This window comes from Corallococcus sp. AB032C, from assembly GCF_003668935.1.
GTDB classification, from domain to species: Bacteria; Myxococcota; Myxococcia; order Myxococcales; family Myxococcaceae; genus Corallococcus; species Corallococcus exiguus.
The window spans coordinates 39,147-63,487 of record NZ_RAWP01000034.1; the positions used below are offsets into that span (position 1 = coordinate 39,147).

Genomic DNA, 24,341 nt, shown 5'->3' on the forward strand with positions numbered 1-24,341 from the left:
CGCCCGCGTCGCGCCGAAAGCGCGCGCCCGGCACCGCGAGGGCCTTCCCGCCGAGGTGACGCCCCGTGATTCGCGTCGTGACGCTGGACCCCTTCGACGACAAGCAGCTCGCCAAGTTCAACCGCACGCTCTACACGGCCTTTGGCGTGGGCAGCGAGCACAGCGGCTCCGCGGAAGTCCCCGCGGGCATGTCCGAGCCCCTGGACGCGGAGAAGCTGCTCGATGAGGTGAAGGGCATCCGGGCCTACAAGGACGACAAGGTGCTGCTGCTCACCTCGCGCAAGCTGAAGGACCGGGACCTGCCCAGCGGCAAGGCGCCCACGTCAGGCTTCGCGAGGTACGGCAAGGACCGGGCGGTGCTCTCCATCGCGCCGTTCAAGGACCTGGAGAAGGACTTCAAGCCCATCACGCGCCACGCGCTGCACCAGCTGGGCACGCTCTGGGAGCTGCACCACTGCCTGGATCCGCGCTGCTCGATGTACCCGCCCTGGACGCCGTCCTTCAATCAGGGCGACCACATCTTCTGCACCTTCTGCCGCGAAAAGAGCGAGCAGAAGATCCGTCTTGCCAAGTCCTAAGGCCCTGCGCGCCCTGCCCCTGGTGGAGCTGGGGGCCCTGTTGCTCGTCGCGCTCTTGTGCCTGGTCTTCCAGCTGAGGCTTCCGGGCCGGCTGCCCACGGACGCGGACGAGCGCGCCATGGCGGACGTGCTGGCCCGCGACGCGCGCCCTGGGGACGCGGTGCTGCTGTTCCCCTGGTGGACCGAGCGCGCCCGCCTCTTCGTGCCGTCCTCCGTGCCCGTGTACGGGTGGCTGGAGTCGGACGGCGCGGACCTGAGCGCGCATCCCCGCATCTGGGTGCTGGGCCAGCCGGAGCTGCCCCGCTCCGACGTGGGTGCGTTCGACGCGGCCTTCCTCCCCGGCCGCAAGGCGCTGGGCCCCGAGTCGCGCATGGGCCCGCTGTCGCTGCGCCTCTACGAGAACGGCCGCTACCGCCCGCGCCACTGGGTGGCGAGCGAGTCCGCGAGCGCGGCGCGCGTGTACCTGGAGCAGCCGGACGGCTCGCGCCGGGACTGCCCCTTCGACGGGCGTGTGCACCGCTGCCCCGGCCCGCCGCACCTGTACGTGGCGCCGGAGTGGCACGAAATCCTCTTCGAGCCCCGGCACTGCCTGTGGATGCACGCGCCCGGAGGCGCGCAGCGGCTGGTGGCGGAGTTCGCCAACGTGCCGTCCGGCATGGGCCTGCGGCTGGAGGGCGGCATCATCTTCGAGTTCGCGCACTCCAAGGACCCGCGCCTGTCCACCTCGTACCTGGGCGTGGATGACGCGGCCACGGGAGAGCGGCTGTTGGACGTGCCCATTCCCCCGGGCCGCGAGGGCGTGCAGAAGGCGGAGGTGGTGCTGCCGCCCGGGCCGCCGCGCACGGTGAAGGTCTGGGTGCAGGCGGACAACGCGGAGTCGCGGCAGGTGTGCCTGGACGTGATGGCGCTGGAGCCCGCGGTGGGGGTGAAGCCATGACAGCTCCGGTGACGTTTCAGATGACCGGACGCCCCGCCACGCGCGAGGAGAAGTTCACGGCCCTGGCGCTGTGGGTGCTGGCGTTCGCGGCGCTGTGGAGCACGGAAGCCGCCGTGGGCTTCACGCGCGATGAGAGCGTCTACTTCGCCGCGGCGGAGGGCTACTCGCAGTGGTTCCGGCTGCTGCTGCACTCGCCCGCGCAGGCATTCACGGACAGCGCCATCGTGCGCGCGTGGGACTACAACCACGAGCACCCGGCGCTGATGAAGACGCTGTTCGGGTTGAGCCACCTGCTCTTCCACGACACGCTGGGCGTGATGCGCGACGCGACGGCCTACCGGCTTCCCGCGTTCGCGATGGCGGCGCTGGTGCCCGCGCTGTGCTTCCTCCTGGGCAGCGCGCTGTACGGCCGCACCGCGGGGTGGTTCGCCGCCCTCTCCTTCCTGCTGGTGCCGCGCCAGTACTTCAACGCGGAGCTGGCGTGCTTCGACATGCCGGTGGCCGCGATGTGGCTGCTCGTCGTGTACTGCTTCTGGCGCGCGCTGGAGAGCACCCGCTGGGGCGTCGCGTGCGGCGTGGCGTTCGGCCTGGCCCTCGCCACGAAGCACAACGCCCTCTTCCTGCCGTTCGTGCTGTCGCCGTTCGCGCTGTGGCGCGCGTGGCAGGCAAGCGAAGGCAACCCCGAGGCCCGCGTGCGGCTCTTCCGCTTCGTGGGGCTCTTCGCCGCGGTGGCGGTGCTGTACGGCCTGCTGGTGGTGTTCCTGGGCGGGCCCGCCGGGTTCCAGCAGAAGTTCCTGCTCCTGAGCCCGCACACGCTGTTCTTCGTGGGGCTCGCGGTGGGCTGCCAGGTGCTGCTGAGGGACCTGCGGCGCGTCAGCCTGCCGGTGACGCAGGCGCTGGTTCCGCTGGCGGCCATGGCGGTGCTGGGCCCCGTCCTCTTCTACCTGCACTGGCCCTACCTCTGGCACGCGCCGGTGGACCGCACCGCGTGGTACCTGGCCTTCCACGCGACGCACAACCACTACGCCTGGTTCTACCTGGGCACGCTGATGCGAGGGCCGCCCTTCCCGCTCAGCTACGTGTTGGTGAAGACAGCGCTGACGGTGCCCACCAGCCTCTTCGCGCCCATGGTGACGGGCTTCGTGGCGCTCGTGGGCCGCGCGCTGCTCAGCCTGAGTGAACGCACGCGCGAATGGGTGCGGATGCCGACGGCGGCGGAGGCGCTGGTGGGCGTCAACGCGGTGACGTCCATCCTCATCATCAGCCACCCGCAGGTGCCGCACTTCGGCGGCGTGAAGCACTGGTTCCCGTCCATGCCCTTCCTGGGCATCCTCGCGGGCGCGGCGGTGGCGCGCGGGTGCTTCGCGCTGTGGGAGGTGCTGAAGGCGCGGCGGCCCTCCCTGTCACCGCTGGCGGTGACGGTGCCGGTGTTCGCGCTGCTCATGGCGCCCGCGCTGCTGGGGCTGGTGCGGGTGTTCCCGTACGGCACGGCGGCGTACTCGGAGCTGGCGGGCGGGCTGCCGGGCTCGGCGACGCTGGGGATGCAGCGGCAGTTCTGGTCCAGCCACGTCACCGGCGTGCTGCCGTGGATCAACGAGCACGCGAAGCAGGGCGCGCGCGTCTACCTGCACGAGGTCAACGGCTTCTCGTTCCGCGACTACCAGCGCAACGGCATGCTCCGTGCGGACGTGCGAGCGGTGAACAGCCCGTTCGACGCGGACATCGTCGCGTACCAGTACCACCAGGAGTTCCGCGAGCACGAGTTCCTCACGTGGCAGGCCTTCGGCACGCGCACACCCGTCACCGGGCTGTACCTGGACGAAACGCCGCAGGTCATCGTCTACCAACGCCCGGAGTAGGTCCGGGCCCGGATGACGCAGGAGGCCATGTGCACGACCGTGCACTCGGCGACCTCGCGGGCGTCCACGAAAAGCGGACAGGACTGGAAGGCATGGGGCCGGGGTAGGCTGGCGGTGTCGGCCATTCCACCTTCCCGGGGAGGAACACATGACGCGCTGGACGGGCTTGTTGACGGTGATGGTGCTGGGCGCGGGCATCATGAGTTGCGACGACGCGAAGCCGCCCTCGAAGGTGACGCGCGCGCAGGTGAAGCGCACAGGCCCCGCGACGATGGAGATCATCCCCGTCGAGGGACAGCTCCCCTACTGCATGCTCTTCACGATGTCCGAGAAGGGCGTCATCCGGCAGCTCACGCTCACGCGCGAGAACCGCTCCATCCGCTGCGACCCGGGCCGCCCCGTCGCGAACACCAGCTTCCGCGTGCCGGTGCAGGAAGGGATGGTGCGCGTCTACATCTTCTTCTCCGACGAGCGCGTGCCGGCGGGCTCCGTGGCGCAGCAGCTGTACGACTTGCGCGACCGCGAGCGTGTCACCGCCATGGACCTGCGGCTGCCGGGGCGCATCTTCGTGGAGACGCTGGAGTTCACGCCGGAGACGGGCGAGCCGGAAGCGACGGGTGGCATCGTGGGCGCGGGCGGCGTGGTGACGTCCGACGGAGGCACGGCCCCGGACGCCGGTACCCGCGAGCTGACCGTGGAGCCGCTGGCCAACTGAGCGCCAGACGCGAAGAAGCCCGAGGGTGGTCATCCGCCCCCGGGCCTCCGTGCTGCTTCAGGCTGTGACACCGTGGCCGCCTAGTTCAGCCACCCACCGCCGTAGCGGCTGCGCTCCAGCCGGGCCAGGCGCTCCCGCTCCTGCCGCTCGCGCTCCACCCGGGCCTGCCGCTCGCGCTCCTGCCGCTCGCGCTCCTGCCGCTCGCGCTCCACCCGAGCCTGCCGCGCACGCTCCTGCCGCTCGCGCTCCACCCGGGCCTGCCGTTCGCGTTCCTGCCGCTCCCGCTCCAGCCGGGCCTGCCGCTCGCGTTCCTGCCGCTCCCGCTCCTGCCGTTCGCGCTCCATGCGGGCCTGGTCCTGGCGGCTCACGAGGGGGGTGGCGGCGTGGAAGTCCGCCGCCATCACCGGGGAGCTCGCGACGAGCGCCACAGCCACCACCATCTTCTTGAGCATCGCCTTCATGACCTGCCTCCGTGAGCCGCGTTGTGCTGCGTTCTGAAACTACTGACGGGGGAGGCCCTGCTTGATTCAGCCGCGCCATCGGAAGATGGCCCTGTTGAAACACTCTGAAATGAAGCCGGAGCGAAGCCGCTTCACCCTTCGAAGGCGGGGTAGCCACGAAGGTGGAGCAGCCAGCAGAGCGCGAGGAAGACCATCAGCGGCGCCCCCAGACAGAGCCACCACCGAAGGCGCGCGCCCACGCCACCTGCGTATCCCAGGGCGGACAAGAACAGCAGCCAGCTCAGGCCTCCGGTGAAGAACGGGTGCAGCGTGGCTCGGTTGGTGCTGGGACCCAACCACTGCGACTCCTGGATGAGGGCGTAGGGGACGAACCACGCCACGGCCACCGCGGCCACCACCAGGGGCCATCCGAGTGCGAGCAGGAGCGTCTGGCGGAGGCGCGACTCGAAGAGCCCGGGCAGGAATCCCGCGACCACCACCATCACGGAACCGGCCACGAGCAGCACGCCCTGGGTCGGAAGACCGCCAAGGGGCCCCCACTGGATGTCCAGCAGCGAGACCAGGGCTTGCGCCATGAGGTAGCCCAGAGCGGCAAGCCAGGGTCTCAGTCGCGAGAGGGCAGGAGCGCCCGGTGCACTCATGGACGCGTTCCCGTGACCATCATCCATTCGGTTCATCTCCTGGCCGCGGGTGCCACGCTGGGAAGCAGGCCATTGAGCCGGCACTGCTCATCCAGCCACCTCAAGTACAGAGCCGCCATCTTCTCGCTCATCGCCGCCAGCGCGGGCTTATCGTAACTTGAGCCAAACCACACCGAGCGGCTCCAGATGCCTTTGTTCATCTGGGCGCGGTAGATCCAAACACGACCAAAGTCATTGATGTAATACTTCAAGACCTCCAGGTTGGCGACGGAGACAAGCGAGGAACCACTCATCGTGAGGCCATGGCGCGTGAGGAAATTCTCCAGCGCGCTCCTGCGGAGCTGGGGCGCCCCCATCTTCGTCGCGTTTCCACGACCGTAGACGCTCTCGATGATCGAAGAAATCGTGTCGCCCGTCGCATTGTGGTCGACGCGTTCCGCGACACCCCACGCATCCAGGTCTCCGAGCAGATCCTGCGAAGGCGCCCGGGTCTGGTAGTAGTGAAGGATGCGATCCGCCTCGCGCATGCCAGGGTGATTGTCCTCGTAGTCCTTGTCCTTATGCAGTAGCGCGTCCGCCGCACCCGCTCCGATGTCGCCGGCCCAGGTCGCGGAGGGGTCGCTCTCTCCCAGCCGGATCACCTTCACCCGCTCGCGCCCCATCCGGCCCTGCTGGTACACGTCCATTCCGACAATGAAGTGGTAGATGTCGACCAGCTCTCCCCTGGGGGTGAGGAAGGCCTTCGCATCCCTCACAAGCTGGTACATCTCATAGACCTTGGGGCGCGTCTCCTCATAGACGCTGCCCCCCGAGGTGCCAATCACCGCATCGAATGGCAGACTGCTGGGGTGGGCCATCTGCCGCAGCAAGGTAATCCGCTGCTTGAGCGAGAGCTTGCGGTGAATCATCTCGAAGGCTCGCAACTGAGCCATGAAGACATTGTAGTCGACGTACGTCGCGACAGCCGACTCGACGGCCCAGGCACGATGGCTCTTGTAGAGCGCGCGCACGTCACCGTCAGCGTTCTTCGGCACTGACACGACCTTTGGGTAGTCGTTCGCGGAGAACTCCAGCAGGTACCAGGTCAAGCCACCCTTGATTGCCTTGCCCTTGACCTTCACGGGCATATTGGCCCCGATGAGCTTCCCGATGAGCACAGAGCTCTTGGACGTGCCTGGGTCGCCCGGAGATTCAAATAGGAGGCCGTGGTGGTTGCGGAGATGGAGCCCCACTTGACGGATTGTCCCGTCAGTCGCTCCCACGCCTGGAGTTCTTCCTTGTCGTCAAGGACCCGCTCCAACTCATCAAAGAGAATCAGGTTCGGGTAGAGCAGATTCCACGCCTGGAGCAGCTTGGGAACCTGATCCGGGGATGAGAGCTGGGAAAGGGCCTGATAGATGAGCATGCGATCTTTCGGCGCATCCAGTCCCTTCTTGATCTGCAGACACAGCGCAGCGAAGTCCATGTGCACCCCCACTGTCGTACCCACTCGGCCCCTTTCTTCTAATCCATCAAGAGGCCCCCACGTGAGTCCATCCATGGCGGAGAGCGATTGCGTCTGGCTGAAAGGGCACGGGCCAATCCAGCGAAAAACTCTCATCCCCATGCGTCACTGGCGTTCCAGGTGATTCTGGAGCCGCGTCTTCCCTTGGCGCACGCCCACTGTGCTACGTCGGGGTAGACTCGCGGTCGGCATCCCACCTTCCCAGGGAAGAACACGTGACGCGCTGGACGGGCTTGTTGACGGTGATGGCGTTGGGCGCGGGCTCCGTGCGCTGCGACGACGCGAAGCCCGCGAAGGTGACGCGTGCCCAGGTGAATCGGACGGGCCCCGCGACGATGGAGATCATCCCCGTTGGGGACCAGCTCCCCTACTGCATGCTCTTCACGACGTCCGAGAAGGGCATCATCCGGCAGCTCACGCTCACTCGGGAGAACCGCTCCATCCGCTGCGAGGCGAACCGGCCTGTCGCCAACACCCGCTTCCGTGTGCCGGTGCAGGAGGGGAAGGTGCGCGTCTACGTCTTCTTCTCCGACGAACCCGTGCAGGCGAACTGGGTGGCACGGCAACTCTATGAGTTGCGCGACCGCGAGCACATCACCGCCATGGACCTGCGGCTGCCGGGGCGCATCTTCGTGGAGACGCTGGAGTTCACGCCGGAGACAGGCGCCGTCGTGGACGCGGGCAGCACCGCCTTGGATGCAGGACCCCGCACGCAGCCCATCGAGTCCACCGCCCACTGACCTCCAGACGCGAAGAAGCCCGAGGGTGGATATCCGCCCCCGGGCCTCCGTGCTGCTTCAGGCTGTAACACCATGGCTGCCTAGTTCACCCAGCCGCCCCGGTAGTGCGAGTCGCGCCGCGCCAACCGCTCCCGCTCCTGACGCTCGCGCTCCAGCCGGGCCAGCCGCTCCCGCTCCTTGCGCTCCCGCTCGATCCGGGCCTGCCGCTCGCGTTCCTGACGCTCGCGCTCCAGCCGGACCTGACGCTCGCGCTCCATCCGCGCCCGCTCCTTGCGCTCACGCTCCAGCCGGGCCTGACGCTCGCGCTCCATCCGCGCCCGCTCCTGCCGTTCGCGCTCCAGCCGCGCCGTCCGCTCCCGCTCATGCCGTTCGCGCTCCATGCGAGCCTGGTCCTGACGGCTCACGAGGGGGGAGGCGCCGTGGTAGTCCGCCGCCATCACCGGGGAGCTCGCGACCAGCGCCACAGCCACCACCATCTTCTTGAGCATCGCCTTCATGACCTGCCTCCGTTGAGCCGCGTTGTTGCTGCGTTCTGAACCTTCTGACGGGGGAGGCCCTGCTTGATTCAAGCGCGCCAAAGGCACGAGGCCCCTCCCGTTTCCCTCGGAAGAGGCCCCGCTGAAACACTCTGAAATCAAGTCGGAGTGAAGCCGCTTTTCAGTACGCCTCGCGGGCCATGGCCAGCAGGTCCGCCTCCGTCACGGTGCGCGGATTCCCCTGGTGGGACGCGTCCTGGAAGGCCTTCTGCGCGATGTGCTCCAGGTCCTTCTCCTGCACGCCCGCTTCGCGCAGCCGCGTCGGAATCCCCACGGACGCCGCCAGCTTGCGCACGCGGTCGATGGCGTTCGCCGCGAGCACCTCCTCGCGCGCGTTGGACGTGTCCCCCAGCGCCGTGGCGATGCGCGCCAGCCGCGCCGTGCAGGCCGCGCGGTTGAACTCCATCACCGCGGGCAGGACGATGGCGTTCGCCAGGCCGTGCGGCACGTTGGAGATGGGCGTGAGCGCGTGCGCCAGCGCGTGGCTCGCGCCCAGGCCCTTCTGGAAGGCCATGGCGCCCTCCATCGCGGCCACCATCATGTCCGTGCGCGCCGCCAGGTCGCGGCCCTCCTGCACCGCCGTCACCAGCGAGCGCCCCACGCGCATCGCCCCGTCGATGGCCACCGCGTCCGCGAGCGGATGGAAGCCATTGGCGACATACGCCTCGATGCAGTGGGTGAGCGCGTCCATGCCCGTGGCCGCCGTGACGGACGGGGGCAGGCCCAGCGTCAGCTCCGGGTCGATGACGGCCGCCTTCGGCAGCAGGTGCGGGCTGAAGATGACCGTCTTGCGGCCCGTGTCCGCCAGCGTCACCACGCCCGAGCGCCCGACTTCGGAGCCCGTGCCCGCCGTCGTGGGAATGGCGATGAGCGGAGGCAGGTCGTCGCGCACGTACTGGTCGCCGCCCTTCGCGTCGTCGTAGCGGCTGAGCGGCGGCTCGTGCGTGGTGAGCAGTTGCACCAGCTTGCCCGCGTCCAGCGCGCTGCCACCGCCCAGGGCGACGATGCCGTCCGCCTTGTGCGCGCGGTACGCCTCCAGGCCCGCGAACACGTCGCGCTCCGTGGGGTTGGGCTCCACGCGGTCGAACACCGCGCACTCCAGGCCCGCGCCCTTGAGCACGTCCGCCACGCGCGCGGCGAGGCCCGCCTTCACCACGCCCGCGTCCGTCACCAGCAACGGGCGCTTCATGTTCAACCGCGCCGCGTGCGCGGGCAGCTTCTGGAGCGCGCCCGCGCCGAACACGATGCGCGTGGGCCACGCCATCTCCGTGACGCGCGGCTCGGAGGGAATGTCGAAAGGTTTCATGGAAGGTCCTCCTTCAGATGAGCTCAAGGTAGCGCTCCAGCTCCCAGGAGGTGACCGCCCGCTCGTACTGGCGCACCTCCCACTCGCGGGTGCGCACGAAATGATCCACGAAGCCCTCGCCCAGGATTTCGTGGGCGCGCTCGCTGTTCTTCAAGAGAGCCACCGCGTCCTTCAGGGTGCGGGGCAGCGGCTTCGTGTTCTTCGCCTCGTAGGCATTGGACAGCACGGGCGCGGGCGGCTCGATTTCGTTCTCGATGCCCCACAGGCCCGCGGCCAGGCTCACCGCCATGCCGATGTACGCGTTCATGTCCGCGCCCAGCTGGCGGTACTCGATGCGCATGGACTTGCCGCTGTCACCGATGACGCGGATGGCGCAGGTGCGGTTCTCCAGGCCCCATGTCGCGGTGGTGGGCGCCCAGGTGTTCTCCACGCTGCGCTTGTAGCTGTTGATGGTGGGCCAGTAGAGCGCCGTCAGCTCCGGCATCAGCGCCACCTGCCCGCCGATGTAGTGCCGCATCAGCTTGCTCATCCCGTGCTTCTGCGACGGGTCGTGGAAGAGGTTCTCCTCCTCCTTCAGGTTCCACAGCGACTGGTGCACGTGGCCGGAGCAGCCCGGCAGCTTCGGATCCACCTTGGCCATGAAGCACGCGGACACGCCGTGCTTCGCGCAGATCTCCTTCACCACCGTCTTGAAGAGCGCCGCGCGGTCCGCCGCCAGCTCCAGCGTGTCGTAGCGGATGGCGGCCTCGAAGACGCCGGGGCCCGTCTCCGTGTGGAAGCCCTCGATGTTGAGCCCGTACGCATTGCACCCGTCGATGAGCGCGTGCACCAGCGGCGCGTTCATGGACGTGCGCAGCCATGAGTAGCCGAACATGCCCGGCGTCAGCGGCGTGAGGTTCTTGAAGCCCTTCTCATGCAGGCTCTGAGGGCCTTCCTTGAAGAGGAAGAACTCGTACTCCGCGCCGAACTTGGGCAGGAAGCCCAGCTTGCGCGCGCGCTGGCCCATCTTCTGGAGCAGCTGGCGCGGGCTCGCCTCGAAGGGCGTGCCGTCCGGGTTCACGAAGTCCAGCAGGAACGCCGCGGTGTCCGGCTCCCACGGGATGATGCGCGCGGTGGACAGGTCCACCTTCGCGGGCGTGTCCGGGTAGCCCGTGTGCCAGCCCGTCACCTTCGTGTTGTCCAACAGCTCGTCGCCCAGGTCCCAGCCGAAGACGACGTCGCAGAAGCCCAGGCCACTCTTCGCGGCGCTGTAGAACTTCTCCAGCGAGATGTACTTGCCGCGCCAGACGCCATCCATGTCGATGGCGCCCACCTTCACCTTGCGGACGCCCTTCTCGTCCATCCACCGGCGCAGGGAGTCCATGTCCCCCTGCTGTCCGGGCACCGCTCGCGGCCCTCCCTCGCTCCGCTCCTTCGCGCGAGCCCGGCGGGCCATCGCCGGATGGGTGAGCACCTTGGCCTTGGGACGCGACGCCATGCGGACCTTCCTTTTCTTCGTCATGCGGCGGTGAAGCGATGGAATGGAGTGGAGGGGCGCGGGGTGCGTCAGGGAGACGGCAACTTCGTCCACACGGCCTTGGTCTGGAGGTAACCATCCAGCGCGTGGTGGCCCAGGTCCTTGCCCCAACCGGATTCCTTGTAGCCACCGAAGGGCGCCGCGTCGTCGAACTCGTTGAAGCAGTTGATCCACACCACGCCGCTCTTCACCTGCTTCGCCAGCGCGTGGGCCTTCGCGACGTCACCCGTCCAGATGGACGCGGCCAGGCCGTACTGCGTGCTGTTCGCCATCGCGATGGCCTCCGCGTCGTCGCGGAAGCGCAGGCAGCTGAGCACCGGGCCGAAGATCTCCTCCTGGGCAATCTTCATGTCCGGCTTCACGTCGCCGAAGATGGTGGGCTTCACGAAGCAGCCCTTCGCCTTGAAGCCCTCCGTGTCGCGGCCACCGCCCGCGAGCAGCTTCGCGCCCTGCTGCTTGCCGCTCTCGATGTAGCCCAGCACCACGTCCATCTGCTTCTGGCTCACCAGCGCGCCCATCTCCGTGGACACGTCCAGCGGGTCGCCCACCTTCATCGTGCGCGCCTTCTCCGCGAGCTTCGCGACGAAGGCCTCGTAGGCGTCCTGGTGCACCAGCACGCGGCTGCCCGCGTTGCAGGTCTCACCCTTGTTGCCGAAGATGCCCCAGAAGCACGCCTCCACCGCGCGGTTGAAGTCCGCGTCCGGGAAGATGATCTGCGGGCTCTTGCCGCCCAGCTCCAGCGTCAGCTTCTTCAGGTTGCTCGCGGCGGACGCCTGCAGCAGCCGGCGCGCGGTGCGGCCGGAGCCGGTGAACGAAATCTTGTCCACGTCCGGGTGCCGGGCGATGGCTTCACCCGCGGGGTCGCCCAGGCCGGTGACGATGTTGATGACGCCGGGCGGGAAGCCCGCCTCCAGCGCCAGCGCGCCCAGCTTCAGCGCGGTGAGCGGCGTGTACTCGGACGGCTTCACCACCACCGTGCAGCCGGCGGCCAGCGCGGGCCCCAGCTTCCAGCCCAGCATGCACGTGGGGTAGTTCCACGGCACGATGGCGCCCACCACGCCCACCGGCTCCTTGAGCGCGTAGGTGTGGAAGGGACCGTCCACGGGCAGCACCTCGCCCGTGATGGTGCTGGCCATGTCCGCGAAGTTCGCGAGCGTCGCGGAGGCCGGCGCCACGTCACCCCGGATGGCGTCCTTGAAGGTCTTGCCGTTGTTCAGCGACTCGACGAGCGCGAACTCCTCGCGGCGCTCGTAGAGCAGGTCCGCCAGCTTGCGGATGAGCTTGCCTCGCTCGCGGCCGGTCATCTTCCCCCACGGCCCGGATTCGAAGGCGCGGCGCGCGGCCTTCACCGCGCGGTCCACGTCCGCGGCGGTGCCCGCGGGCACGTCCGCGATCTTCTGGCCGGTGGCGGGATTCACCACCGCGAAGGTGCCCCCTTCGATGGGGTCCACCTGCTGCCCGTCGATGAGCAGCTTGAGCACGGGGAGCTTGGGAGTGAGCGAACGAGCGTCGGTCATGGCGAGGCCTCGGGTGAGCACGGCGCGCGAGCGACCTGGGAGTGGCGGGCACCGGACACGGACGGCTGGACACGGTAGGAATGGGGACATGACGCGGCAACCTGCCCCCATGAAGAACGTCCTCCTGCTGAAAGCCGGCGACGCGGCGACCGCCGTCCAGCTCTCCGTGGGCGACTACGAGCGGTGGTTTCTGCAAACCATTGGACTGTCCGGTCAGCGCTTCGACATCCTCCCCGTGCACAAGGGCGCACCCCTGCCGAAGGACGCGAAGGGCTACGACGCGGTGATGATGACGGGCTCGCCCCTGTCGGTGACGCAGCGCGAGCCGTGGATGGAGCGCGCGGGCGCCTTCATGGTGGAGGCGGGCGAGCAGGGCATCCCCGTCCTCGGCGTGTGCTTTGGTCAACAGCTGCTCGCCGAAGCCTACGGCGGCAAGGTGTCTCGCAACCCCAACGGCCGCGAGACGGGCACCGTGGAGGTGACGCTCTCACCCGAAGGGCGCGCGGATCCGCTGTTCACCGGCCTGCCGGAGCGCTTCGCCGTGCAGGAGACCCACGAGGACATCGTCTCCCGCCTGCCAGAAGGAGTGACGGTGCTCGCGGGCAACGCCAACACCGCGAACCAGGCGCTCGCCTTCCGGAACAACGTGCGCGGCGTGCAGTTCCACCCGGAGATGCCCACGGACGCCATGCGCGCGGTCATCCTCGCCCGCGAGGACGCGCTGGAGTCGCTCGGGCGGGACAAGGGAGTCCCCGAGGGCGAGTACGTCCCCCGGCTGTTGTCCGGCATCACCCCGACGCCGCACGCGCACCGGGTGCTGATGAACTTCCTCGAACACTTCACCTGACCGGACCTTCCGGGTTCGGGCAGCGAGTTGGCGCGCGCCCTAGCTTTGCTCCGTGTTCCAGGACGGCGGTCCACGCTCCGTCCAGGAGGGGCGGGGGCTGGGGATGAATCCGTTCGTGATGCAGTACCGGAAGCTGAAGTGCCAGCTGAAGTACCTGGCCAGCTACGTGGATCTGGATCCACGCGGCAACCAGGTCGTGCGCCGCACGGACTTCAAGCGCTGCCAGAAGCCGGTGCTCCTGCTGCACGGCTTCTTCAGCACGCGCCGCGTCCTGGAGGTGCTGGAGCACCGCCTGCGCCGCGAGGGCTACTGCGTCTGGTCCATCCACCTGGGCGGCACCATGGACCGCTTCAACACGCACCGCATCGACGAGCTGGCGCGCAAGGTCCAGGGCAAGGTGGACCGGCTCTACGAGCGACACCCGGGCATGGGGCCGCTCACCATCATCGGCCACTCCAAGGGCGGCCTCATCGGCACGTACTACGTGAAGCGGCTGGGCGGGGACACGCGCGTGAAGAGCCTCATCACCCTGGGCACGCCGCACCGGGGCACCCGCATGGCCTACCTGGGCTGCGCGACGCTGGGCTGGTTCAGCCGCAGCATGTGGCAGCTCACGCCCACGTCGCGATTCATCAAGGGCCTGAGCGTGGGCGCCTTCCCACGCCACGTGCGGCTCACGTCCATCTACTCGCGCGACGACGTCATCGCGCCCTACCCCTCCTCCGTGCTGGACGTGGGCGGCCAGCCCAACGTCTTCAACGTGGAGCTGTCCGGCGTGGTGCCCCACGGCGAGCTGCTCACGCGCCGGGCCGTGTGGGAGGTCATCCAGCGCGAGCTGGCCCTGGGCTATGCTGACGGCCCCGTGGCCGCACCCGCCGCCACACTTCCGCCCCCTCCCCTTCCGGTGGCCCTGCCCGCCGCCGCCAGCCCCTGACACATGCCCTCGCGCTGGGACCATCTCTTCGACCTCAAGCCCGTCGCCCTCGTGGACCACCTGCTGGACGAGGTGGCGCGGCTGCTCGCCAAGGACCTGGAGTCCTGGCCCCCGCCCGTCCAGGACCTGGACCCCGCCACCCTGGGCGAGTTCGCCCCGCTGTTCCAGGAGGCCACCCGGCGCCCCGACCCGGCCGTCTACACGGAGGCCCTGCGGCTGGCGAAGTGGGACCTGGCCCGCGAGTTCGACGCCTTCGACGACTACGTGCGCAACAAGCGCTACCTGGAGCGGGGCCTGGCCCCCGACGACCGCGTCCCCCTGCTCTTCCTCACCCGCTGGCTCACCGAACAGATGCTGGGCCTGGGAGAGTCCACCCAGGGCCGCATCAAGCGCCCCCTGATGCGCGAGTGCCTGGACCGCCTGGAGCCCCGGCTGGGCGACCGGTCCCGGATGCCCCAGGCCTGAAGCCCGGGCATGCCCCGGGCCGGCCGCCTGCCTTCGTCAGAGGGGGTTCCGGACCCTTGGGGGGCATAGGAGCCGGGGCCTGCCGGAAGCTTTCCGCCGGGAACTTGTCAGGAGGGAGGCCGCTGCCTTAAGCCCGGGTGCATGTCGCAGCCCGTGGAAGCCACCGCCCCCGACGAACGCCGCAAGCGCCTGCTCCTCCTCGCCGGGTTGTGGGTGGCCATCGCGGTGACGCTCTTCGCCCTGCGCTCGGTGGTGATGCCCTTCGCGGGCGCGGCGCTCATCGCGTACCTGGTGCAGCCGCTGGTGGCGCGCATCACCCGGCTGAAGGTGGCCGGCCGCTACGTGCCGCGCTGGGTGGCCATCCTGCTCATCTACGCGGGGTTCTTCCTCGCGGTGTATCTCTTCTTCGTCGCGCTGGTGCCGCAGCTCTACCGCGAGGTGGCGCGCATCAGCCGCGAGATGGCCACCTTCGCCAGCGCGCTCACGCCGGAGCACGTGCAGGGGCTCGCGCAGCGCGCGGAGGAGTGGCTCAACACGTACGGCATCCCCGTGGCCCTGTCGGACCGGGCCATGGAGGGCGCGGCGGCGGGCTCGTCCGGTGGCTTCAGCCTGGCGCTGGACCTGGAGCAGATGCTCACGGACGCGGTGGCGCGCGTGACGTCGCTCGCGAAGGAGAACCTGGCGGACATCGTCAACGTGTCGCGCCACATCGTCACGGAGGTGCTGACCGGCGTCTTCATGCTGTTCTTCATCCTGATGGTCGCCGCGTTCTTCTCCATCGACGCGCAGGCCATCCGCCGCTACTTCGGCACGCTCGTCCCCGCGGAGTTCCTGCCGGACGCGAAGACCCTGGTGGCGCGCATCGACAAGTCGCTGTCCGGCGTGGTGCGCGGACAGGTCACCATCTGCCTGGTGAACGGCGGCCTCACGCTGGTGGGCCTGCTCCTGTTCGGCGTGAAGTTCGCGTTCCTGCTGGCCACCATCGCCACGCTCTTCAGCCTCATCCCCATCTTCGGCACCATCATCAGCTCGGTGCCCATCGTCCTCATCGCGCTGGCGGACGGCTTCCAGAAGGGCGTCGCGCTCCTGCTGTGGATCATCGGCATCCACGCGCTGGAGGCGTACTTCCTCAACCCGAAGATCATGGGCGAGGCCGCGCGCATCCACCCGGTGGTGGTGGCCTTCTCCCTCATCGCGGGCGAGAAGCTCTTCGGCCTCTGGGGCGCGCTGTTCGCGGTGCCGGTGGCCTCCATCGCGGTGGCCTGCTTCGACTACGCGCGCCTCAAGGCGCAGCCGCCCCCGCTGGTGGCCGCGACGCCCCAGCAGGCGGTCGCCTCCACGGACGCCGCCCCCGCGGCCTGAACGACAGGGGCAGCGAAGCGTCAACCGGTGGAAACCGGGGGCTGTCTCCCACTTTCGCCCCTGGCCATCCCGGGGGCGAATGACTAATTCCATGCACGCCTCCGCCTCTGAGGACGTGTGATGCCCCCCAGCCCCTCACCGGCCCCGGACTACCGGAGCCTGTTCGAAGCCGCGCCCAACCCGTACCTGGTGCTGACGCCGGAGTTCGTCATCGTCGGGGTGACGGACGCGTACCTGCGCGCCACGCGGACGCGGCGCGAGGACATCCTGGGCCGCCACATCTTCGACGTCTTCCCGGACAACCCGCGGGACCCACAGGCCAGCGGGGTGACCAACCTGCGCGCGTCACTGGAGCGCGCGGTGAAGACGCGCACCCCGGACGCGATGGCGGTCCAGAAGTACGACATCCCCCGGCCCGACCAGGCCGGCGGCGGGTTCGAGCCGCGCTACTGGAGCCCGCTGAACACCCCGGTGTCCGGCGAGGACGGCGCGGTGCGCTACGTCATCCACCGCGTGGAGGACGTCACCGACTTCATCCGCCTGAAGCACCTGGACGAGGAGCAGAGCCGCCAGCACGCCGAGCTCCGCGCCCGCGCGGACGAGATGGAGGGTGAAATCTTCCGGCGCGCCCAGCAGATTCAAGAGGCCAACCAGCAGCTGCGCGTGGCGAACGAGCAACTGGGCGAGTTGGACAGGCTCAAGTCGGAGTTCTTCGCCAACGTCAGCCACGAGTTCCGCACGCCGCTGACGCTGATGCTGGGCCCCACGGAGGACCTGCTCGCCGGGCGAGCGGGCCCGCTGTCGGACGAGGTCCGCAAGGAGATGGAGCGGGTGCACCGCAACGCCGGGCGCCTGCTCAAGCTGGTGAACGCGCTCCTGGACCTGTCGAAGCTGGAGGCGGGCCCGAAGGAGGAGCGCTTCGCGCCCACGGACCTGGCCGCGCTGACGAAGGACGCGGCGTCCAGCTTCCGCTCCTCCATGGAGCGCGCGGGCCTCAAGCTGACGGTGGACTGCCCTCCCCTGTCCCAGCCCGTCTACGTGGCGCCGGACCTGTGGGAGCAGATCGTCCTCAACCTGGTGTCCAACGCGTTCAAGTTCACGCTCCAGGGAGACATCACGCTGCGCCTGCGCGAGCACGGGCAGCGGGTATCGCTGGAGGTGGAGGACACCGGCTCGGGCATCCCCGCGCACGAACTGCCCCGCCTCTTCGAGCGCTTCCACCGCGTGACGGGCTCGCCGTCGCGCACGGTGGAGGGCAGCGGCATCGGGCTCGCGCTGGTGCAGGAGTTCGCCAGGCTGCACGGCGGCACCGTGTCCGCGAGCAGCACCGAGGGCGAGGGCAGCACCTTCCGCGTGGAGCTGCCCCTGGGCCATGAGCACCTGCCGCAGGAGCGCATCCGCACCACCGCCCGGCCGCGCTCCGCGGCGCGCGAGGCCACGTCGGCCTACGTCGAGGAGGCGCTGCTGTGGAGCAGCGCGAAGCCCAAGGACCGCACGCAGTCCTCGCACCACCAGCACCCGTCGTCCGCGGACGGCCACGCGGGGGCCCCGGCGCCCCGCGAGCGCATCCTGCTGGTGGACGACAACCGGGACATGCGCGACTACATCCAGCGCGTGCTGTCCGCCGAGTACGACGTGGAGGTGGCGACGGACGGCCAGAAGGGCCTGGAGGCCGCGCTGGTCCGGCCACCGGACCTGGTGCTGTCGGACGTGATGATGCCGAAGCTGGACGGCATGGGCCTGCTGCGGGCCCTGCGCGCCGCGCCCACCACGCGAGAGCTGCCCATCCTGCTGTTGTCCGCGAAGGCCGGAGAAGAGGCCACGGTGCAGGGCCTGGCGTCCGGCGCGGACGACTACCTGGTGAAGCCCTTCTCCGCGGGCGAACTGCTCGCACGCATCGCGTCCAACCTGAAGCTCGCGAGGATGCGCGGGGAGATGGCCAACGAGCGCGCCCGCGCGGAGAACCTGACGGAAGCCCTGCGCGCCCGCGACGACTTCCTCTCCGTGGCGGCGCACGAGCTGCGCACGCCCCTGGCGGCCTTCCAGCTGCACCTGGAGCTGGTGGAGCGCGGCCTGGGCAAGGATGCTCCGCCCAAGGCCCTGGAGCGCCTGAAGCAGGCGCGGTCCTTCATCCGCCGGCTGGCGATGCTCGTGGACGTGCTGATGGACGTGTCGCTCATCACCAGCGGCCGGCTGAAAATCATCCGCACGGACGTGGACCTGGGTGACCTGCTGGTGGAGGTGACGCGCTTCGCTGAAGAAGAAGCGCGCCGTGACGGCACGCCTCTCACCGTGGACGTGAAGGGCCCGGTGATGGGCACCTTCGACCCGTCACGCATCTCGCAGGTGGTGCACAACCTGGTCGCCAACGCGCTGAAGTTCGGCCGGGGCCGTCCGGTGGACGTGACGCTGCAGCCGGATGGAGAGGTCGTGCGCCTGTCCGTGGTGGACCACGGCATTGGCATCAAGCCGGAGGACCGCGAGCGCATCTTCGACCGCTTCGAGCGCGCCGTGTCCACGCACCACTACGGCGGCCTGGGCCTGGGGCTCTGGGTGTCGCGTCAGGTGGTGGAAGCGCACCAGGGCCGCATCGACGTGGAGGACACGCCGGGCGGCGGCACCACCTTCCGCGTGACGCTGCCCTTGAGGGACCCGCCGGTGGACATGGCCACCGGGCTGGCCAGCTGAAGCAGCACGTGCGGCCGCCCGCTACTGGCAGGCGGCGGCGCAGCGCGCGTTGCGGCACGTGGGGATGCACCGGCCGCAGTCCACGCTGTTGGGATTACACGTCCCGTCGCACCGCACGCCGGTGCAGTCCGGCCCCACGTCGCGGTGGGTGATGGCGGTGCCCTCACCACAGCACGCGTTCGCGACGCAGTCCGAGTCGTCGTAGCAGACCTGACTGGAGAGCACCGGTGGGGTGTCTCCCATGGGCAGGTCCTCCACCCCCAGGTCGCATCCCGCCAACAGCCCCGGGGTGAGGCCCGCGACAGCGCGGGCGACAAGAAGAGGGAGGCGGGCACGACGCATGGGGGGCTCCTTGGGCCGGAAGGGAACTACCGGTTCATCGAGCCCAGGAACTCCGCGTTCGCCGCCGTCGGACGCATGTGCTTGAGCACGAACTCCATCGCGTCGATGGGGGTGAAGGGGTGGAGCACCTGGCGCAACGCCGTAATGCGCACCAGGTCCGACTGAGACAAGAGGAGCTCCTCCTTGCGGGTACCGGATTTGTTGATGTCGAGCGTTGGGAAGATGCGCTTCTCCATCAACTTCCGGTCCAGGACGATTTCGGAGTTACCCGTGCCCTTGAACTCCTCGAAAATCACTTCGTCCATGCGGCTGCCGGTGTCGATGAGCGCCGTGCCGATGATGGTGAGGCTGCCGCCCTCTTCGATGTTGCGGGCCGCGCCGAAGAAGCGCTTGGGCTTGTGGAGCGCGTTGGCGTCCACACCGCCGGAGAGAATCTTGCCGGACGCGGGCACCACCGTGTTGTAGGCGCGCGCCAGACGGGTGATGGAGTCCAGCAGGATGCAGACGTCGTACTTCTGCTCGACCAGGCGCTTGGCCTTGTCGATGACCATCTCCGCCACCTGCACGTGGCGCGTGGCGGGCTCGTCGAAGGTGGAGGACACCACCTCGCCGCGCACGCTGCGCTCCATGTCCGTCACTTCCTCCGGGCGCTCGTCCACGAGCAGCACGATGAGGTAGACGTCCGGGTGGTTGCGGCTGATGGCGTGCGCGATGTTCTGCAGCAGCACCGTCTTGCCGGCCTTCGGAGGCGCCACGATGAGACAGCGCTGGCCCAGACCAATGGGGCAGAACATGTCGATGATGCGCGTGGTCATCTCCGACGACTCGTGCTCCAGCTTGAGCTTGCGCGTCGGATAGAGCGGCGTGAGGTTGTCGAACAGGATGCGCTCGCGCGCCGCGTCCGACATGGGGTCCGCGAAGTTGACCTTGTCCACCTTCTGCAGCGCGAAGAAGCGCTCGCCCTCGCGGGGCTGGCGGATGGGGCCCGTCACGGTATCGCCGGGCCGCAGGTTGAAGCGGCGCACCTGCGACGGCGACACGTAGATGTCGTCCGGGGACGGCTGGTAGTCGCTGTCCGCGCTGCGCAGGAAGCCGAAGCCGTCGCTGAGCAGCTCCAGCACGCCTTCCGCGTGGACCTCGAAGCGCTTGTCGGCGATGCCGCCCAGCAGCGCGAAGATGAGGTCCTGCTTCTTCAGACCCTGGTAGCCCTCGATGCCCGTGTCGTGGGCCATCTTCGCCAGGTCGACGATCTTCATCCGCTTCAGGTCATTGAGCCGGATGACCTGCATCGGGGTGCCGTCGCGCTCGACCTCCGTGATGGCGGGGCCTTCCGCGGACTCCTGCGGGGCGGCCGGAGCGGCCTCCTCGGCGGGCGTCTCCTCTTCCGTACCGCGCAGCTCCTGGAGCTCGTCGTCGCGCACGGGACGGGAGATGGGAGTGAGCACCGGACGGGGCGCTTCCGCGACGACCTCGGGGGCCTCGGCCTCCTCGGCGGGAGCCTCTTCACGACGAGCCGGCGCACGACGCGTCCGGGGAGCGGGCTTCTCCGCCTCCTTCGCCGCCGCGCGCTTGCGCCGGGGCTTCTCCTCGGTGAACACCGGCTGGACTACCTTCTCTCGGGGGGAACGGGCTTTGGCCATGACGGTCTGCGTACGGAAGTAGGGGGGGGAAGCGCCCGAAGGCTCGGGCAGGCTGTACGCGGGACGGCGATCCGTCCGCGCGGCGCTCGGAAGCACCTTCCAGGGGGCAGCACCACCCAAGTCCTGGGAACGGACCGGAGGGCGCGTGGGCCTGTGGTTGGGAAGAGACGGCGCCGGGGGAACCCCTGCGCCAGGAACCGCGCTGGAAACTATTGACCGACTCCAGAGCTGTCAAGGCATCCGTGCCTGGCTCTGTCCCGTTTTTCAGGGGGTTGCACTGGAGGGTGGGGGTATTGCGAACAGGGAATCCGCTATGTAACTGAAATTCTGGCCTAATGGGGCGGCGGATGCGCTCTCTTGCCGTGAACACGCGTCCCCGGGTTCCCCTTCCCGAGCGCGTGGAGCGGCCCTGTCAGGTGGTGCCGGTAGAGTGCTCCTCCTCCAACGCGGGGCGTGCGCAACTGGCCGCGCCCCTGAATTGGGGTAAGGACACACCCCGTGGACACCTTCCCGAAAGCCGAAGCCCGCGCCCGAGCGCTCCGTCAGGAGCTGGCCCACCACAACCACCGCTACTACGTGCTGGACGCGCCGGAAATCAGCGACGCCCAATACGACACGCTGATGCGTGAGCTCCAGGGGCTGGAGGAGAAGTACCCCCAGCTGATGACGCCGGACTCGCCCACCCAGCGCGTGGGCGGCGCGGCGGTGGAGGACTTCGGGCAGGTGGTGCACACCACGCAGATGCTGTCGCTGGCGAACATCTTCGATGACGCCGGGCTCACGGAGTTCGACGACCGCATCCGCAAGCTGACGGGCCTGTCGCAGGTGGGCTACGTGTGCGAGCCCAAGCTGGACGGCCTGGCCATCTCCCTGCGCTTCGAGGACGGCCGCTTCGTGCAGGGCGCCACGCGCGGCGACGGCACCACCGGCGAGGACGTCACGGGCAACCTGCGCACCATCAAGAGCCTGCCCCTGGAGCTGTTCCCCCAGGACGGCGTGAAGGTGCCCAAGCGGCTGGAGGTGCGCGGCGAGGTCTTCATCCGCAAGGAGGACTTCCGCAAGCTCAACGAGAAGCGCGAAGAGGCGGGCGAGTCGCTCTTCGCCAACCCGCGCAACGCCGCCGCGGGCAGCCTGCGCCAGTTGGACCCCAAGGAGACCGCCGCCCGGCCCCTGTCCGTCTACCTGTACGAATGCGTGCCCGGCGACGGAGTGCCCGCCTTCAAGACGCACACGGAGAAGCTGGAGCACCTGAAGACGCTGGGCCTGCCCATCAACCGCTACCAGCACGCGGACGGGGCGGACGGCGTGCGCCAGCGCTACGACGAGTCCCTGAAGGGCCGCCACGCCCTGCCCTTCGAAGTCGACGGCATGGTGGTGAAGGTGGACGACGAGGACCTGCGCCGCCGCCTGGGCCAGGTGTCCAAGAGCCCGCGCTGGGCGGTGGCCTACAAGTTCCCGCCGGAGGAGGAGTCCACCACGGTGGACGACATCGGCATCCAGGTGGGCCGCACGGGCGCGCTCACGCCGGTGGCGCACCTGAAGCCGGTGAAGGTGGGCGGCGTGACGGTGTCGCGCGCCACGCTGCACAATGAAGACGAGCTGCGCCGCAAGAACGTGCGCAAGGGCGACACCGTCTTCGTGCGCCGCGCGGGCGACGTGATTCCGGAGATCGTCTCCGTGGTGCTGTCCAAGCGCCCGGAGGACTCCCAGCCCTTCACCTTCCCCACCCACTGCCCGGTGTGCGGCGCGGTGGCGGCCAAGGACGAGGACGGCGCCATCATCCGCTGCACGGGCGCGTCCTGCCCCGCGCAGTTGGTGGAGAAGGTGCGCCACTTCGCCAGCCGCCTCGCCCTGGACATTGAAGGCCTGGGGGACAAGCTGGCCATGCAGTTGGTCACCTCCGGTCAGGTGAAGGCGTTCGCGGACCTGTTCGCGCTCACCCGGGACTCGCTGCTCAAGCTGGAGCGCATGGGAGAGAAGAGCGCGGACAACCTGCTGGCCTCCATCGCGGGCAGCAAGGACACCACCCAGCGCCGCTTCCTGTATTCGCTGGGCATCCGCCACGTGGGCGACTCCACGGCGCGCGCCCTGGCGGAGTCCTTCCCGGAGGTGAAGTCGCTCTTCACGGCCAGCCTGGAGGACATCAGCCGGGTGAAGGACGTGGGCCCGGTGATGGCGCAGGTCATCCACACCTTCTTCCAGGAGCCCCAGAACCAGGCCGCCATCCAGGCCCTCCTGGACGCGGGAGTCCACCCTGCCCCCCCGGCGGTCGCCACGGGCGGCCCCTTCGTGGGCAAGACGGTGGTGCTCACCGGCACCATGGAGCGGCTTGCGCGCGAGCAGGCCAAGGAGGAAATCGAACGGCGCGGCGGTAAGGTCTCCGGAAGTGTCTCGCGCAAGACCGATTTCGTCGTCGCCGGCGAGGACGCGGGTACCAAGCTGAAGAAGGCGCAGGAATTGGGCGTAAGAATCCTGGATGAGCAGGCGTTCCTGAAGCTGCTAGAAGGGGATGCCAGAGCATGAGGCCAGAGGCATGAGCACGCAGCGCCGGGTGACCCTGCGCATCGAGGGCACGGTCCAGGGCGTCTCCTATCGGGAGAGCGCCCGCCATGAGGCGCTGCGCCTCGGCCTGTCCGGCTGGGTGCGCAACCGGAGCGACGGCTCCGTGGAGGCCACGGTGGAAGGCGAACCCGGCGCACTGGAAGACTTCATCCGCTGGTGTCACACGGGTCCCCGCCTGGCGCGCGTCACGGACGTGGCGCGCACGGACGGGCAGTCCTCTGGCGAATTCCGCACCTTCACCGTGGAGCGCACATCATGACGCCCTACGCGCTGGCTTCCCTGCCGGCCATGCTGGGCATCCGGTCCGGCACCAAGGTTTCCGTCATCAACCCCCCGCGGGGCTTCGTGCAGAAGCTCAACCCGCTGCCGGACGGGGTGGAGTTCCTCGTCACGGCCCAGACGGGGCTGGACGTCATCCTCTTCTTCACCTCCGACGCCACGGAGCTGGTGCAGCGGCTGCCCGCGCTGTCGCGCGCCACCACCCTCAACGGCGGCATCTGGGTCTGCTGGCCCGCCGGCGAGGGCGTGAAGACGCGCCTGTCCGAGGACTTCGTGCGCCAGGCGGCGCTCGACATCGGCCTGGTGGACAACAAAATCTGCATCATCGACGAGACCTGGACCGGCCTGCGGCTGGTGCGGCGTCCGCGCGGGAAGCTGGACAAGCCGGAAGGGCGCAAGCAGGCCCCCGCCCAGGCCTGAACGTCCGTTTCCGAGCGCCCGTGCACCCGGCGAGCGGGCCCGCCCTCCATCTGCCCGACAGTGGATGAACGGGCGCATCGGGCCTTTACACACCTGGAGGGGCGTGGAAAACTCTCCGTGTTTCTGGGTGGTTGTGTGACGCCCCGCGTTGGCGGGACATCAGGCCCAGGCAGGAATTTCGACGGGTTGCGCTTCCGGTTTCCTCCGGATGCCCCTGCTGCTCCGGGGCCCCCAGACACCCCCCCAAGGTGGCCCACGTGACGGGCACCGACCGGGTGTGGAAGAGGGGGCGGACGGCACGGGCGTGGTGGAAGCCTCGAGCGCGTGAAGAGAAGCAGCCCCGCCCGGCACGGTGCCGGTCGCAATGCGGGGCGACATGAACTCGGAGGAGCAGGCGGCGATGTCCTCGGCCCCCACCCAGGTGTTGCGTTCTCCCTCCGGGTCTACCGGAAGGCGTCCACACGCCGGGGGGCTGCTGGCCGCCTCTCCCCT

At 69.1% G+C, this 24,341-nt stretch carries 23 protein-coding genes; 13 read left to right on the forward strand and 10 right to left on the reverse strand.

Annotation, left to right across the window (positions count from 1 at the left end; translation table 11 throughout):
• Window positions 1–65 precede the first annotated feature (65 nt).
• The 4 genes from D7X99_RS17170 to D7X99_RS17185 all read left to right on the forward strand — a co-directional run bounded on the left by D7X99_RS17170 (window position 66) and on the right by D7X99_RS17185 (window position 4,089).
• On the forward strand, window positions 66–578 hold the full coding sequence (locus D7X99_RS17170; protein WP_121778732.1) for a hypothetical protein: 513 nt from the start codon (window positions 66–68) through the stop codon (window positions 576–578).
• Entirely contained in the window at window positions 565–1,515 is a 951-nt protein-coding gene (locus tag D7X99_RS17175) for a hypothetical protein (protein WP_121778733.1), read from the forward strand. The genes D7X99_RS17170 and D7X99_RS17175 overlap by 14 nt, the downstream gene beginning before the upstream one ends.
• A gap of 20 nt (window positions 1,516–1,535) precedes the next feature.
• Entirely contained in the window at window positions 1,536–3,374 is a 1,839-nt protein-coding gene (locus tag D7X99_RS17180) for a glycosyltransferase family 39 protein (protein ID WP_121778766.1), read from the forward strand.
• 148 nt (window positions 3,375–3,522) lie between these two features.
• Window positions 3,523–4,089 (forward strand): hypothetical protein, encoded by a 567-nt coding sequence (locus D7X99_RS17185; protein ID WP_121778734.1) that lies wholly within the window; start codon window positions 3,523–3,525, stop codon window positions 4,087–4,089.
• A gap of 80 nt (window positions 4,090–4,169) precedes the next feature.
• Here the strand turns inward: D7X99_RS17185 and D7X99_RS17190 are convergent, their stop codons facing one another.
• From D7X99_RS17190 to D7X99_RS42330, 4 genes are all read right to left on the reverse strand, one after another.
• Window positions 4,170–4,550, reverse strand: coding sequence for an ATP-dependent DNA helicase (locus D7X99_RS17190; RefSeq protein ID WP_121778735.1), 381 nt, complete (start codon window positions 4,548–4,550; stop codon window positions 4,170–4,172).
• A gap of 131 nt (window positions 4,551–4,681) precedes the next feature.
• Window positions 4,682–5,125 carry a hypothetical protein gene (locus D7X99_RS17195; protein WP_121778736.1) on the reverse strand — a complete coding sequence of 148 codons (444 nt, stop codon included), beginning with the start codon at window positions 5,123–5,125 and terminating at the stop codon, window positions 4,682–4,684.
• A gap of 98 nt (window positions 5,126–5,223) precedes the next feature.
• Complete coding sequence (locus D7X99_RS17200) at window positions 5,224–6,348, reverse strand: hypothetical protein (protein ID WP_121778737.1); 1,125 nt, start codon at window positions 6,346–6,348, stop codon at window positions 5,224–5,226.
• Complete coding sequence (locus D7X99_RS42330) at window positions 6,309–6,656, reverse strand: hypothetical protein (protein WP_147476171.1); 348 nt, start codon at window positions 6,654–6,656, stop codon at window positions 6,309–6,311. Before D7X99_RS42330 ends, D7X99_RS17200 begins: the two co-directional genes overlap by 40 nt.
• Window positions 6,657–6,910: 254 nt before the next feature.
• Between D7X99_RS42330 and D7X99_RS17205 the strand changes: the two genes are divergently transcribed.
• Window positions 6,911–7,435 carry a hypothetical protein gene (locus D7X99_RS17205; protein WP_233613467.1) on the forward strand — a complete coding sequence of 175 codons (525 nt, stop codon included), beginning with the start codon at window positions 6,911–6,913 and terminating at the stop codon, window positions 7,433–7,435.
• A gap of 80 nt (window positions 7,436–7,515) precedes the next feature.
• Here the strand turns inward: D7X99_RS17205 and D7X99_RS17210 are convergent, their stop codons facing one another.
• From D7X99_RS17210 to D7X99_RS17225, 4 genes are all read right to left on the reverse strand, one after another.
• Window positions 7,516–7,932: an ATP-dependent DNA helicase gene (locus D7X99_RS17210; RefSeq protein ID WP_121778738.1), complete on the reverse strand. Its 417-nt coding sequence runs from the start codon at window positions 7,930–7,932 to the stop codon at window positions 7,516–7,518.
• 160 nt (window positions 7,933–8,092) lie between these two features.
• The gene (locus D7X99_RS17215; protein WP_121778739.1) at window positions 8,093–9,277 is read right to left on the reverse strand and encodes an iron-containing alcohol dehydrogenase; all 1,185 of its coding nucleotides are present in this window, start codon (window positions 9,275–9,277) and stop codon (window positions 8,093–8,095) included.
• A gap of 13 nt (window positions 9,278–9,290) precedes the next feature.
• Window positions 9,291–10,754 carry a glutamine synthetase family protein gene (locus D7X99_RS17220; protein ID WP_169824918.1) on the reverse strand — a complete coding sequence of 488 codons (1,464 nt, stop codon included), beginning with the start codon at window positions 10,752–10,754 and terminating at the stop codon, window positions 9,291–9,293.
• A gap of 68 nt (window positions 10,755–10,822) precedes the next feature.
• Window positions 10,823–12,310, reverse strand: a complete 1,488-nt coding sequence (locus D7X99_RS17225; RefSeq protein WP_121778740.1) for an aldehyde dehydrogenase family protein — start codon at window positions 12,308–12,310, stop codon at window positions 10,823–10,825.
• 88 nt (window positions 12,311–12,398) lie between these two features.
• Here D7X99_RS17225 and D7X99_RS17230 point away from each other — a divergent pair, with 88 nt between their 5' ends.
• The 5 genes from D7X99_RS17230 (at window position 12,399) to D7X99_RS17250 (ending at window position 18,606) form a co-directional block, all read left to right on the forward strand.
• Window positions 12,399–13,157 carry a glutamine amidotransferase gene (locus D7X99_RS17230; RefSeq protein WP_169847746.1) on the forward strand — a complete coding sequence of 253 codons (759 nt, stop codon included), beginning with the start codon at window positions 12,399–12,401 and terminating at the stop codon, window positions 13,155–13,157.
• Window positions 13,158–13,260: 103 nt separating this feature from the next.
• Entirely contained in the window at window positions 13,261–14,091 is an 831-nt protein-coding gene (locus tag D7X99_RS17235; RefSeq protein WP_121778742.1) for a triacylglycerol lipase, read from the forward strand.
• Between the two features lie 3 nt (window positions 14,092–14,094).
• On the forward strand, window positions 14,095–14,556 hold the full coding sequence (locus D7X99_RS17240) for a hypothetical protein (RefSeq protein WP_121778743.1): 462 nt from the start codon (window positions 14,095–14,097) through the stop codon (window positions 14,554–14,556).
• A gap of 141 nt (window positions 14,557–14,697) precedes the next feature.
• Window positions 14,698–15,918, forward strand: a complete 1,221-nt coding sequence (locus D7X99_RS17245) for an AI-2E family transporter (RefSeq protein WP_121778744.1) — start codon at window positions 14,698–14,700, stop codon at window positions 15,916–15,918.
• A gap of 120 nt (window positions 15,919–16,038) precedes the next feature.
• Window positions 16,039–18,606, forward strand: coding sequence for an ATP-binding protein (locus D7X99_RS17250; protein WP_121778745.1), 2,568 nt, complete (start codon window positions 16,039–16,041; stop codon window positions 18,604–18,606).
• 21 nt (window positions 18,607–18,627) lie between these two features.
• Here D7X99_RS17250 and D7X99_RS17255 read toward each other — a convergent pair whose 3' ends face one another.
• Together D7X99_RS17255 and rho are read right to left on the reverse strand one after the other, a co-directional pair.
• Window positions 18,628–18,948, reverse strand: coding sequence for a hypothetical protein (locus D7X99_RS17255; RefSeq protein ID WP_121778746.1), 321 nt, complete (start codon window positions 18,946–18,948; stop codon window positions 18,628–18,630).
• A 26-nt stretch (window positions 18,949–18,974) separates the two neighbouring features.
• Entirely contained in the window at window positions 18,975–20,588 is a 1,614-nt protein-coding gene (gene rho, locus D7X99_RS17260; protein ID WP_121778768.1) for a transcription termination factor Rho, read from the reverse strand.
• Between the two features lie 498 nt (window positions 20,589–21,086).
• On the opposite strand from rho, the gene ligA reads away from it, so the two are divergent.
• The 3 genes from ligA to D7X99_RS17275 are packed head-to-tail and all read left to right on the forward strand — an operon-like array spanning window position 21,087 to window position 23,849.
• Window positions 21,087–23,111: an NAD-dependent DNA ligase LigA gene (gene ligA, locus D7X99_RS17265; protein WP_121778747.1), complete on the forward strand. Its 2,025-nt coding sequence runs from the start codon at window positions 21,087–21,089 to the stop codon at window positions 23,109–23,111.
• Window positions 23,112–23,121: 10 nt separating this feature from the next.
• Entirely contained in the window at window positions 23,122–23,409 is a 288-nt protein-coding gene (locus D7X99_RS17270; RefSeq protein ID WP_121778748.1) for an acylphosphatase, read from the forward strand.
• Window positions 23,406–23,849, forward strand: coding sequence for a DUF3052 family protein (locus tag D7X99_RS17275; protein ID WP_014398919.1), 444 nt, complete (start codon window positions 23,406–23,408; stop codon window positions 23,847–23,849). Before D7X99_RS17270 ends, D7X99_RS17275 begins: the two co-directional genes overlap by 4 nt.
• Window positions 23,850–24,341 lie beyond the last annotated feature (492 nt).

Excerpts from the sequence above, each read along its gene's own strand:
- D7X99_RS17210 (WP_121778738.1), bottom strand. The coding sequence starts at position 7,932 with ATGAAGGCGATGCTCAAGAAGATGGTGGTGGCTGTGGCGCTGGTCGCG.
- D7X99_RS17235 (WP_121778742.1), top strand. The coding sequence starts at position 13,261 with ATGAATCCGTTCGTGATGCAGTACCGGAAGCTGAAGTGCCAGCTGAAG.
- D7X99_RS17230 (WP_169847746.1), top strand. The coding sequence starts at position 12,399 with ATGACGCGGCAACCTGCCCCCATGAAGAACGTCCTCCTGCTGAAAGCC.
- D7X99_RS17190 (WP_121778735.1), bottom strand. The coding sequence starts at position 4,550 with ATGAAGGCGATGCTCAAGAAGATGGTGGTGGCTGTGGCGCTCGTCGCG.
- D7X99_RS17195 (WP_121778736.1), bottom strand. The coding sequence starts at position 5,125 with ATGGCGCAAGCCCTGGTCTCGCTGCTGGACATCCAGTGGGGGCCCCTT.
- D7X99_RS17220 (WP_169824918.1), bottom strand. The coding sequence starts at position 10,754 with ATGGCGTCGCGTCCCAAGGCCAAGGTGCTCACCCATCCGGCGATGGCC.
- D7X99_RS17250 (WP_121778745.1), top strand. The coding sequence starts at position 16,039 with ATGCCCCCCAGCCCCTCACCGGCCCCGGACTACCGGAGCCTGTTCGAA.
- D7X99_RS17245 (WP_121778744.1), top strand. The coding sequence starts at position 14,698 with ATGTCGCAGCCCGTGGAAGCCACCGCCCCCGACGAACGCCGCAAGCGC.
- D7X99_RS17225 (WP_121778740.1), bottom strand. The coding sequence starts at position 12,310 with ATGACCGACGCTCGTTCGCTCACTCCCAAGCTCCCCGTGCTCAAGCTG.
- D7X99_RS17255 (WP_121778746.1), bottom strand. The coding sequence starts at position 18,948 with ATGCGTCGTGCCCGCCTCCCTCTTCTTGTCGCCCGCGCTGTCGCGGGC.
- D7X99_RS17275 (WP_014398919.1), top strand. The coding sequence starts at position 23,406 with ATGACGCCCTACGCGCTGGCTTCCCTGCCGGCCATGCTGGGCATCCGG.
- D7X99_RS17185 (WP_121778734.1), top strand. The coding sequence starts at position 3,523 with ATGACGCGCTGGACGGGCTTGTTGACGGTGATGGTGCTGGGCGCGGGC.
- D7X99_RS17215 (WP_121778739.1), bottom strand. The coding sequence starts at position 9,277 with ATGAAACCTTTCGACATTCCCTCCGAGCCGCGCGTCACGGAGATGGCG.
- rho (WP_121778768.1), bottom strand. The coding sequence starts at position 20,588 with ATGGCCAAAGCCCGTTCCCCCCGAGAGAAGGTAGTCCAGCCGGTGTTC.
- D7X99_RS42330 (WP_147476171.1), bottom strand. The coding sequence starts at position 6,656 with ATGGACTTCGCTGCGCTGTGTCTGCAGATCAAGAAGGGACTGGATGCG.
- D7X99_RS17180 (WP_121778766.1), top strand. The coding sequence starts at position 1,536 with ATGACCGGACGCCCCGCCACGCGCGAGGAGAAGTTCACGGCCCTGGCG.
- D7X99_RS17240 (WP_121778743.1), top strand. The coding sequence starts at position 14,095 with ATGCCCTCGCGCTGGGACCATCTCTTCGACCTCAAGCCCGTCGCCCTC.
- D7X99_RS17270 (WP_121778748.1), top strand. The coding sequence starts at position 23,122 with ATGAGCACGCAGCGCCGGGTGACCCTGCGCATCGAGGGCACGGTCCAG.